We start from the raw sequence: 10,461 nt of genomic DNA, 5'->3' as shown, positions 1-10,461 counted from the left end.
TGCTCCTTTCTCGATCAGGACGCTGTGGCCGTGGTGGGTGAGCTCCGCTGCGCCGTCTGGCTGCAGCGCCACCCTCCCTTCCTGGTCTTTTATCTCCTTCGGTACCCCTATCGTCATCGGCATGGCATAACCCTTCCCTCGCCAGAAGCCCTGAGTCATGTATAGCACAAGGCGTTCTGAGCGGCGACGGCGCAGGCCGATGCGGTTTGGAAGTATACTTCCTTGGATAGTATGAGAAGCTTCACCGGCAGCCTGGACGAGAACCAGAACGAGGCTGTCTTCAAGATAGGAGAGGCGGCCAGGGCGGTTGGTGTCTCCGCCCAGACCCTGAGGCTCTGGGAGCGGGAGCGCCTGATCCAACCTCGCCGCACCGAGCGTGGCTACAGGCTATATACCAACCGGGACATCGAGCGTCTCCGGCAGATAAAGTACCTGCGGAGCGCCGAAGGACTCAACTTCGCCGCCATCCGCAAGCAGCTGGGGCGGGCCGGCGGCCGCGACGCGGGGGGTGAGAAGGGGAACTTTCCCGGCGAGCGCCTGAGGAGGCTCAGGCTAAAGCGGCGCAAGACTCTAAGGGAGATCTCTGAGGTCACCGGGCTCTCGGTCTCGTTCATCTCGGCGCTCGAGCGCGGTGGGTCGGGGGCCTCGGTGGCCTCGCTCAAACGCCTCGCGGACGCCTACGGGGTGAACATGCGGGAGCTCTTCGGCGTCGACGTCGAGCAGGACTCCCCGCTGGTGCGCGCCCGGGAGAGACCCGTGATGCAGTGGGAGAACGGAGTGCGCTTCGAGGAGATGGCACCCGGCGGACGGGCCATGGATCCTTCGTACGTCTACGTGCCAGCCGGAGCTGGCAGCGAGGGTTTCTACTCACACACCGGAGAGGAGTTCATCCACCTGCTCTCTGGAAAACTCACCGTAGAGCTCAAGGACAACGGCCGCTACCACCTCGAGCCCGGAGACACCCTCTACTTCCCCTCCACCGTCCCGCACCGCTGGTGGGCCCCGGAGACTCACGCCGAGATGATCTACGTGAACAACCCTCCGACGTTCTGATGCAATCTTTCGAGGGAGAGAACTTGAACCAAGACTCACACCTGCAGGCCCTGCTCTCGCTGCCCGCCCTCTCCGGACCCGTCGTCTCCCGCGACGGGCGGCACGCGGCCTGGAGCTGGTCGCGCCTCGCGCCTACCGCCGACGTGTATGCAGCCCCGGTAAACGGCTCCGGCGGGCCGGTGCGTCTGACCGAGACGGACGAGAACGCCTACCCCGTCTCCTGGGCCCCGGACGGGAGCGGCCTCATCGTCGAGCAGGACACCGGCGGCGACGAAAGGTCCGTCCTCCACCTCGTCCGGCTCGAGAGACCCGGCGAGCTCGTCCCGCTAACCGAGGAGAGGCCCCGTTTCTTCATCCAGGGCGGCGAGTTGCACCCGAACGGGCGGTGGCTCGTCTACGCCGCCAACCTCGACCCCGAGAGCGGCGAGGAGGACGAGGTATACCGCGTCTTCCGTCAGGACGTAAAAACTGGAGAGAGGCTCGTGCTGGCGACTCCCCGGAGGAGCGGCTACCTGAAGCCACGCCTCAGCCCCCGGGGCGACCGCGTGCTCTACCACCGCAGCGACCTCGACCCCGCGGGACGACAGGTCTGGATCACGGACATAGAGGGAGGCGAGGACCGCGAGGTGCTGAACTTCGGGCCGGAGGCCAAGGTCGAGGCCTCGTGGCTCCCCGACGGACGCCGCATCGTCTTCACCGCCGAGGCGGAGGGGAGGCGCAGGCTCGGGACATTCGACGCGGAGGAAGGCCGCGTGAGGTGGCTCATCGACGACCCGCGCCGCAACGTCGAGTACGCCTTCGCGCCGCCCGGAGGCCCGCTGGTCGCGGCGGAGATGCGGGAGGGGCGCCTCTCGGCGGTGCTCGTGGACCCGGAGAGCGGGGAGGAGAGCCAGCCGCCGCGCACGACGGGGAGCTTCGTCCCGCTCGTCCGGGTGCGGGAAGGAGAGTGGGCCGGGCTCCTCTACTCCTCGACGCAGCCGGCGGACCTCGTCCTCTCCTCCCCATCCGGTACGAGGAGCCTGACCGGGCTGTGGGAGAGGACCGTGCTGCGTCCCGAAGACCTCGTCCCCGCGGAGGACTTCCGGTGGCGCTCGGTGGACGGGCTCGAGGTGCAGGGCTGGCTCTACCGGGCACGCGGGGAGGCAGTCGGCACGGTCGTCCTCGTCCACGGCGGACCTACCAGCGTGAGCGAGGACAGGTTCAACGCCCAGGTACAGTTTTTCGCCGCGAACGGGTTCAACGTCCTCTGCCCCAACTACAGGGGGAGCACCGGCTTCGGGCTCGAGTTCCAGGAGAAGATCAAAGAAGACGGCTGGGGAGGGCGCGAGCAGGAGGACATAAGGCGCGGGATCGAGGCGCTCATCGAGGCCGGGATCGCCGAACCGTACCGGGTCGGGATCACGGGGACCTCCTACGGCGGGTACTCGGCGTGGTGCGCGATCACCCGCTACCCGCCCGAGATCGTCGTCGCCGCGGCCCCTGTCTGCGGGATGACCGACCTCGTCGTCGACTACTACTCGACCCGCCCCGACCTCAGACCCTACAGCGAGGAGATGATGGGCGGCTCCCCGGAGGAGATCCCGGAGAGGTACCGCGAGCGCTCCCCGATCAACAACGTGAAGAACATCCGGGGGCGTCTGCTCATAGTGCAGGGCGAGCGCGACCCGAACGTCACCCCCGAGAACGTCCGGGCGGTGGTGAAGGAGCTCGAACGGCACGGTATCCCCTACGAACTTCTGACCTTCGCGGACGAGGGGCACGGCATCTCGCGCCCCAAGAACCTGCGCGTCCTCTACCCGCGTCTTGCAAACTTCTTCCGGGAGGCGTTCGCACAGGGTCCCGGGCTCGGTTAAACTCGCTTCCGGAAAGAAAGGAGGCGTCTTACATGGCCGAATCCCCGGAGAGGATAGCGCCGGGCGTATACAGGGTGGATGCGGTAGGGATCCCGAACGCGGTCAACGTGCTGCTGCTCGAGAACGACGACGGCTGGACGCTCGTCGATACCGGCGTCGCGAGCAGCGTGAAGCGCATCCGGGAGGCGCTCGGCGCGCTCGGCTCCGGACCGGAGGAGATAAGGCGCATCTTCCTCACCCACCAGCACTCCGATCACACCGGAGGGCTGCCCGGCACGCTGCAGATCGCACCGCAGGCCGAGGTCGGGGCCGCAGAGCGCGAGGCCGAGGTGATCTCCGGCAGGAGGCCGCCCGACGTGCAGGAGGGACGGCTGCTGCGCCTGATGTCCTCCAGGACAGCCCTCCCCACGGCGCCGGTCGGCAAGGTCCTGCGCGAAGGCGATCTCGTCTCGGGGTTCCGGATCATCGCGACGCCGGGGCACACTCTGGGGCACGTCTCGCTCCTGCGCGACGCCGACGGGCTGCTCTTCACCGCCGACGCCTTCGGATGCATGCCACGCAGGCTCCGCGTCGGGGTGCGCCGCGCGTTCTGCACGGACTACGAGCTCGCGCGCCGCTCGGCCCGTAAGCTCCTCGAAGAGGAGTTCGCGACGGTCGTCTTCTCCCACGGCGGGACGCTGCGCGCCGGTGCCCGGGCCGCGCTGCGAGCCGCACTGGAGAGGTCGTGAGCGGTCGCTACGACGCGATAGTCGTGGGGGCGGGGCACAACGGCCTCATCGCCGCGGCCTACCTGGCCCGTGCGGGGCTGCGCGTCCTGGTCCTCGAGCGGCGGGAGATCATCGGTGGGGCGACGGTCACCGAGGAGATCTGGCCCGGCTACCGCCTCTCGACCTGCTCTTACGTGTGCAGCCTGCTCCTCCCCGAGGTGGTAAAGGACCTCGACCTCCCGCGCCACGGCTACAGCGTCCGGCCGCTCGACCCGCAGTACTTCGTCCCCTTCCCGGACGGGCGGTACATGATCTCCCACCTCGATACCGAACGAACGAAGCGGGAGATCGCCAGATTCTCCGGGAAGGACGCCGAAAACTACGACGCCTACCAGGCGATGTGGGACCGCATCATCGGCCGCATGCGCCCACTCATGCTCGGCCCTGCCCCATCTCCCGCGCAGCTGGAGGCGGCCTTCTCCGGCCCGGAGGGCGAAGAGGACTGGCGCACCCTCACCAAGTCCAGCGTCGCGGAGGTACTCGACCGCTTCTTCGAGTCCGAGGAGGTCAAGGCCCCGCTGTGCGTGGGGGGTGTGATCGGGACGAACGCCGGGCCGCGTGACCCCGGCACCGCCTACGTCAAGTTCCACCACGTCCTGGGCAGCGTCGGGGGACATCAGGGCGCCTGGGGCTACGTACGCGGCGGGATGGGTGAGGTCGCGGAGGCGATCGCCTCCTCCGCCAGGGAGCACGGGGCCGAGATCCTCACCGGAGCAGAGGTCGAGCGGGTGGAGCTCGACGAAGGGGACGTGCGCGGCGTCGTCCTCTCCGACGGCCGTTCTTTCGAGGCGGATACCATTCTCTCGAGCGCCGACCCGCACCGGACCTTCCTCGGGATGGTGGGGGAGGAGAGGCTGCCGCAGGAACTCGTCGAGGGCGTGAGGCGGCTGCCGGTGAAGGGCTCTGTAGTAAAGGTCTTCCTGGCGCTCGGCGAGCTCCCGGACTTCGAGGCCCTGCCCGGCAGGGAGGTCGGACCGCAGCACACCGGCGCGATCGTCATAAACCCCTCCATTGACTACCTGCAGAGAGCGTGGGAGGATTGCGCGCGCGGCCAACCCTCGCAGAGGCCATTCCTTGAGGCGTACATCCAGAGCGCGACCGAAGACGGGCTCGCGCCTCCGGGCAGGCACGTGATGAGCATCTTCTCCCAGTACGCCCCCTACGACCTGGCTGAAGGCAGCTGGGGGGAGAGGCGTGAGGAGATCGGCGAGAACATCGTCGCGACCCTCGCGCAGTACGCGCCGAACCTCCCCGGAGCGGTCGAACGCATGGAGGTACTCGGCCCGCGCGAGATCGAGGAGAAGATCGGGATCACCGGCGGCAACATCTTCCACGGCGAGATGCGGCCGGAGTTTATGTTCTCCGGGAGGCCCGCGCCGGGGCTGGACGGCTACCGCACGCCACTCCGCGGACTCTACCTCTGCGGGGCCGGGGTCTGGCCCGGCGGGGCGGTCTTCGGGGCGCCGGGGCGCAACTGCGCGCTCGAGGTGCTGCGGGACGCGAAGCGGGGTTGAGGGGCGGGAACTTCGACCGGCGGGTCTGGCTGCTCACCGGGGCGATGCTCGCCTTCCGGTTCGGCCAGGGTCTCTACTATCCGTTCTCCACGATCTACTTCCACGACGTCGTCGGCATCCCGCTCTCGCTGGTCGGGGTGGGCCTCGGGGTGCTCGCCGCGGCGAGCGTCCTCTCGGGCCTCTTCTCGGGCCCCCTCTCCGACCGCCACGGCCGCAGACCGCTGATGCTCCTCTCCCTGGCGGGCAGCGCGGTCTGCTTCGCGCTTTTCACCCGCGTCGATGGCTTCACCGGATACCTGGCGGTCTCGGCCCTTTTCGGGCTCGTCGGCTCCTCGATGTTCGACGCCGCACGCAACGCGGCGGTCGCCGACGTAACGCCCCCGGAGCGGCGCTCGCGAGCCTACGGGCTGGTGCGGGTCGGGGGGAACGCAGGATGGGCCCTGGGGCCGCTGGTCGCCGGGCTCGCCGCCTCGGCGGCCGGAGGAACGGGCGGTACCTACCGTGCGCTCTTTCTGGGCACCGCGGCGCTCACGGCGGCCGTGATGTGCGTTCTGGCACTGTTGCTGCGCGAGTCGCGTCCGGTGATCTCTTCCAGGGACGAGCCTGGCTCCTCACCACGCCTGCTGTTCAAAGCCCTCTCCGACGGGTCATTTCTCGCCCTGCTCGGCTGCGGCGTCCTCCTCTACTACGTCTTCACCCAGGACTGGCAGTCGCTCCCGATCTACGCGAAGGACTTCCTCGGCGTACCGGACGGCCGGGTGGGACTCTTCCTCGGCGCGAACGGAGTGGTCGTGATCGCGCTGCAGATGCCCGTCTCCCGCCTCATAGACCGCTCCTCGAAGCGCACCGCGCTCCTGTGCGGGGCCGCGCTCTTCGCCGCCTCCGCGCTCACGCTGCTCCTCACCTCCTCCTTTGCCGGGATACTCGTCGCGTTCGCAGGCTTCTTCACCCTCGCGGAGATGGTGGTTGAGGTCGCCGGCCCCGCGCTCACCGCCGGCCTGGCTCCCCCAGCACTGCGCGGCACCTACCTCTCGCTCTTCGGAGCCTGTTACGGGGTCGCCTACGGGATAAGCCCGGTGGTAGCCGGGGTCCTGCTACAGGAGAGGCTCCCGGAGGTCATCTGGGCGCTGCAGATCGCTGCGGCGCTCCTCGCCGCCTCCCTGCTCCTCTCGCTCCGTGGGAAAAGGCCGGCGCCCCCTCCCGATAGCCTGAGATAGGCGACCCGGGAAGGAGGGCAGGGGGTCCAGGAAGCCCGACCACCGGTCGAGGCGGGAGCTGTGGTGCTTCCACGACAACAGGCGGCCTGGCACGGATGAGGCTCCTACCCCTCGCGGAGCTCCCTACTCGCTTGCAGGACGGTAGGTGAGGACGATGACGCCCGAACCGAAAGTCTCAGTCCCTACGTGCTCCATCACCTTTGCCTCGACGCGGTCACCGAAGAGACGTTTCCCGCCTCCTGCTACGATAGGGAAGACCATCAGCCGGTACTCGTCTATGAGGTCGTGCTCCATCAGAGCGTTCACCAGCTCACCGCTGCCGAAGATCAGGACGTCTCTGCCCGGCTGCTCCTTCAGCGCGGAGACCTCTTCGGCCACGTCGCCTCTGAGCAGGGTCGAGTTGCTCCACTCGAGGGGCGCCTCGAGAGTTTTCGAGACCACGTACTTAGGGTAGCCGTTCATCATGTCGGCGTACTCCCCGGCCTGCTCGCTCATGTTGGGCCAAGCCGCGGCGAAGCCCTCGTAGGTTACCCTCCCCAGCAGGAGGGCACCGGCTGCGGAGAGCTCGGCGAACTTGAAATCCTCCTGCTCCTTGCTGGGGAACTTGAAGGTCCAGCTCGGGTTCTCCATGATCCCGTCCAGCGACACGAACTCCGAGGCGATCAGCTTTCTCACGGACACCTCTTTCTCTCGACCCTGATCCCGGTTTCCGTATCAGTTCGTTTCCTCACCCTCGCTCCACCCTGAACTCTTGCAAGACCCGGGTGTTGTCCTCCGGGTCCTGAACCCATTCGTCCGGCTCGAAATCCGGTACGCTTCGCCCGACCTTGATTTCCCGTCCGGGAGCAAGCGAAGGTCGGGAGCACGGCCCCGCCTATCCTGCCTCCCCCCTCCGTAGTGATGGCGTTCTTCTTCGAGTAGCATCTTCGTTCTCCTTTCTTCACCGCACGACGCGGAAGGTGAGGTGCGTGAGTGCGGCACCTTCGATCACCCGGGTGCCCTCCAACTCGATGGCTCACCACCCCCAGATGCTCTAACAACCGGACGCCCCCTCCGGGCAGGACCGGCGCTATATCCATGCGTATCTCGTCGAGAAGCCCGGCCCTTATGCACTGCTGTACGATGCTCGCGGCACCCACGGCCACGTCCTTCTCGCCCGCCACCTCCTTCGCCTGCTCTACTGCTCTCTCGACTCCATCGGTGACGAAAGTGAAAGGGAATCCCTCGTAGATCGAATCTTGAGAGACCGCGTTGGAGAGTCCCATGCTTACTTTACCTGTGGTTCCTTCTCCTTCCCCGTATTTAACGCTGGTACGCTCTCGCCGGTCCCGGCCGTTGCCGTCAGGATCGCCACCGCAGATAGGCAAGTTCAACTATCCTCTCCACCTCCTTTGTCCCCGACGACAACCAGCCCCTCAAATGAACGCCCCAGAATCCCAGCTCATCCCCTCACACTCCAGGTTCGTGGTGTCACCTGCTCCAAGCGTACGTTTGTAGTCCTGAAAAACTACCAGCAACTTTCAGAAAACCAATTATTAAAGCTTTATTGCAACTTCCGCTGATAAATTCCAGGCATGGTGAGCAGGAGGACATATGGCGAGTCATGTGCGGCGGCTCATGCTCTGGACCTGGTAGGCGAGAGGTGGGCGCTGCTGGTAGTAAGGGAGCTCTTGCTCGGTCCCAAACGTTTCACGGACCTCAGGGCTGGTCTTCCGGGCATAAGCTCCAACGTCCTCTCCGAGCGGCTGCGCGAACTGGAGCGGTTCGGGGTCGTGAGAAAGAAGAGGCTCCCTCCTCTGCGGCCTCTCAGGTGTACGAGCTGACGCAGTGGGGCATGGAGCTCGAGCCGGTGATCTCGGCGCTCGGGCGGTGGGGGACGCGCTCTCCGCTGCGACCGCGCGATGCCGGGATGAGTACCGACGCGTTCGCCCTGGCGCTACGAACGATGTTCGATCCGCACCGGTCCGGGGGGTTAGAAGTGCGCTACGAACTCCGGCTCGGGGAGGAGAGCTTCCGGGCGGTGGCGGAAGGCGGAAGCTTCGAGATCGTCCGCGGGAGCACGGACGGACCCGACGCGCTCATAGAAGCGAGCGTGGAGGCGCTGACCGCGCTGATCTTCGAGGGGCGTTCGCTGGAAGAGACGTTGCGCTCCGGGGAGGCGAGGGTGGAGGGCGACCGGCGGGCTGCCGGTCGTTTCCTCACCCTCTTTCCCCTCCCGGAGCCTGCGGAAGGCGTCCCGCGGGCCACCTGACCTACGCCGGCAGGATGCCGTCTAACGCGGCCAGGTCGTCGCCGGTAAGCCGCCACCCGGCGGCGGAGGCGTTGCTCCTCACCTGCTCCGGCGAGGTCGCCCCCGCGATGACCGAGGCGACCGTGGGGCGGGAGAGGAGCCAGGAGAAGGCGAGGTCGAGGATGGTGTGTCCCCGCTCCTCGGAGAAGGCGATCAGCCTCTCGACCACCCCCAGGTTTTCCTCCGAAAGGAGCTTCCCGGAGCGTTCGCTTCCGGCTATGCGGGTTCCCTCCGGCACGGGCCGCCCCCGGCGGTACTTGCCCGTGAGGAGGCCGTTGGCGAGTGGGAAGTACGGGAGGAAGGCCATTCCCTGCCGCTCGCACTCGGGGAGCACCTCCCGCTCCGGTTCGCGGTGGAGCAGGCTGTACTCGTTCTGGACGCTCACGAATCGCGCCGCCCCGTCGCGCACCGCCTCCCCGGCCTCCCGGAGCTGGTCGGCGGAGAAGTTCGAGCAGCCGATCTCACGCACCTTCCCCGCCTTCACCAGTTCGTCGAGCGCGGCGAGCGTCTCTCCTATCGGCACCTCCGGGTCAGGCCGGTGGAGCTGGTAGAGGTCTATGTAGTCGGTGCCGAGGCGCCTGAGGCTGTCCTCGACGGCCCGCCGGATGTAGTCGGGGTGGGCTCCCTTTCGCTCCTCGTCGATCTCGCTGCCGAACTTGGTGGCGATCACGGCTTCCTCGCGCCGGGAGCCGAGCGCCCGTCCGAGGAACTCCTCGCTTCTGGTCCCGCCGTAGGTGTCGGCGGTGTCGAAGAAGTTTACGCCCGCATCGAGCGCGGCGGCGACCACGCCTGCGGTCTCACGCTCGTCGAGCCGCCACCCGAAGTTGTTGCATCCCAGCCCGACGACCGAGACCGAGAGCGAGCCGATCTTCCTGTACTCCATCTCTACCTCCCCTCCGCGAGGGCGGAGATCCTCTCCCGGGCCCCCGGGCCGTAGACCCCGCCGTGGTAGCAGATCACGTACTCCACATCGCAGGGCGCGAGCTTCGCGAGGGATGCCAGCGCCCGCTCCATGTCCGGGGTCGCGCCTTCGGCCGGGCCGACGAGCTCGCCGTCCTCGACGTTGAGCTCGTCGCCGGAGATGAGGACCCGTGCACCCTCCAGGAAGAGGCTGATGTGCCCCGGGGTGTGGCCGGGGGTGTGGATGACCCTTATCCCGCCGTGGACCGGCAGCACCTCCCCGTCGGAGATGGTGCGGGTGAGCCTGGCGGAGGGCGGGCTGGCAAGAAGGCTCTCCATACGCCGCCGCTCATCGCCGGGGAGCGAGGAGACCATCCGCGCCAACTGCTCGGGGCTGAGCTTTATCGGGGTGCGCTCGCCCTCGATGTACGGCCGGTCGTCCTCGTGCGCCAGGACCTCGACGTCTCCCTCGAGCGCCCCGACGACTTCCGGTAGAGCCCCGATGTGGTCTATGTCCTGGTGGGTTAGGACGACGCGCCGGATATCCCCGAAGTCCGCGCCGGCCGCCGCGACTTCCCGCCTCAGATCGTCGAGCTGTCCGGGGAGCCCCGCGTCCACGAGCGCCGCCCCCTCGGCCCCGGTGATGAGGACCGGGTGGATCACGCGGCTGCGTCCCGAGAGGTTCATCTCGAGCTCGAGCGCGAAGACGCCGTCTGCAACCTGCTTCACGAAATACCCCCTCTCGAAAGATCCCGTTCCAAAATATCCGGAGACGATTATATCCCCGGCTCCTCCGGCATCCTGTGCACCTGGATCCGGACCTCCCCCTCCCCGTACTCCCGGCAGCGGGCCCGCACCCTCACCACC

General features: G+C 67.4%; 8 protein-coding genes and 2 pseudogenes. 6 read left to right on the top strand and 4 right to left on the bottom strand.

The window, feature by feature from the left end:
• Nucleotides 1-117, bottom strand: a pseudogene (locus tag PJB24_RS15470) (alanine dehydrogenase); the annotation flags it as partial.
• Between the two features lie 114 nt (nucleotides 118-231).
• Between PJB24_RS15470 and PJB24_RS15465 the strand changes: the two are divergent.
• From PJB24_RS15465 to PJB24_RS15445, 5 genes are read left to right on the top strand one after another with little or no spacing between them, the layout of a single operon-like run.
• Entirely contained in the window at nucleotides 232-1,053 is an 822-nt protein-coding gene (locus PJB24_RS15465) for a MerR family transcriptional regulator (RefSeq protein WP_273847488.1), read from the top strand.
• Between the two features lie 23 nt (nucleotides 1,054-1,076).
• The gene (locus tag PJB24_RS15460) at nucleotides 1,077-2,906 is read left to right on the top strand and encodes a S9 family peptidase (RefSeq protein ID WP_273847486.1); all 1,830 of its coding nucleotides are present in this window, start codon (nucleotides 1,077-1,079) and stop codon (nucleotides 2,904-2,906) included.
• A gap of 32 nt (nucleotides 2,907-2,938) precedes the next feature.
• Nucleotides 2,939-3,634 carry an MBL fold metallo-hydrolase gene (locus PJB24_RS15455; protein WP_273847480.1) on the top strand — a complete coding sequence of 232 codons (696 nt, stop codon included), beginning with the start codon at nucleotides 2,939-2,941 and terminating at the stop codon, nucleotides 3,632-3,634.
• Nucleotides 3,631-5,187, top strand: a complete 1,557-nt coding sequence (locus tag PJB24_RS15450; protein WP_273847478.1) for a phytoene desaturase family protein — start codon at nucleotides 3,631-3,633, stop codon at nucleotides 5,185-5,187. Before PJB24_RS15455 ends, PJB24_RS15450 begins: the two co-directional genes overlap by 4 nt.
• Nucleotides 5,184-6,404: an MDR family MFS transporter gene (locus tag PJB24_RS15445; protein ID WP_273847475.1), complete on the top strand. Its 1,221-nt coding sequence runs from the start codon at nucleotides 5,184-5,186 to the stop codon at nucleotides 6,402-6,404. The genes PJB24_RS15450 and PJB24_RS15445 overlap by 4 nt, the downstream gene beginning before the upstream one ends.
• A gap of 123 nt (nucleotides 6,405-6,527) precedes the next feature.
• Here PJB24_RS15445 and PJB24_RS15440 read toward each other — a convergent pair whose 3' ends face one another.
• The gene (locus tag PJB24_RS15440; RefSeq protein ID WP_273847473.1) at nucleotides 6,528-7,079 is read right to left on the bottom strand and encodes a dihydrofolate reductase family protein; all 552 of its coding nucleotides are present in this window, start codon (nucleotides 7,077-7,079) and stop codon (nucleotides 6,528-6,530) included.
• A gap of 899 nt (nucleotides 7,080-7,978) precedes the next feature.
• Between PJB24_RS15440 and PJB24_RS15430 the strand changes: the two are divergent.
• Nucleotides 7,979-8,655 (top strand): annotated as a pseudogene (locus PJB24_RS15430) (winged helix-turn-helix transcriptional regulator).
• A 1-nt stretch (nucleotide 8,656) separates the two neighbouring features.
• Here the strand turns inward: PJB24_RS15430 and PJB24_RS15425 are convergent.
• Both PJB24_RS15425 and PJB24_RS15420 read right to left on the bottom strand, forming a co-directional pair.
• A complete protein-coding gene (locus tag PJB24_RS15425; protein WP_273847467.1) occupies nucleotides 8,657-9,577 on the bottom strand; it encodes an aldo/keto reductase in 921 nt (306 codons plus the stop codon).
• A 2-nt stretch (nucleotides 9,578-9,579) separates the two neighbouring features.
• Nucleotides 9,580-10,323 carry an MBL fold metallo-hydrolase gene (locus PJB24_RS15420; RefSeq protein ID WP_273847466.1) on the bottom strand — a complete coding sequence of 248 codons (744 nt, stop codon included), beginning with the start codon at nucleotides 10,321-10,323 and terminating at the stop codon, nucleotides 9,580-9,582.
• Nucleotides 10,324-10,461 lie beyond the last annotated feature (138 nt).

Source organism: Rubrobacter calidifluminis (assembly GCF_028617075.1).
GTDB classification, from domain to species: Bacteria; Actinomycetota; Rubrobacteria; order Rubrobacterales; family Rubrobacteraceae; genus Rubrobacter_E; species Rubrobacter_E calidifluminis.
The sequence above is the reverse complement of the archived record's forward strand: the minus strand, read 5'-3'. Positions and strand labels throughout refer to the sequence as shown.

Excerpts from the sequence above, each read along its gene's own strand:
- PJB24_RS15465 (WP_273847488.1), top strand. The coding sequence starts at position 232 with ATGAGAAGCTTCACCGGCAGCCTGGACGAGAACCAGAACGAGGCTGTC.
- PJB24_RS15455 (WP_273847480.1), top strand. The coding sequence starts at position 2,939 with ATGGCCGAATCCCCGGAGAGGATAGCGCCGGGCGTATACAGGGTGGAT.
- PJB24_RS15425 (WP_273847467.1), bottom strand. The coding sequence starts at position 9,577 with ATGGAGTACAGGAAGATCGGCTCGCTCTCGGTCTCGGTCGTCGGGCTG.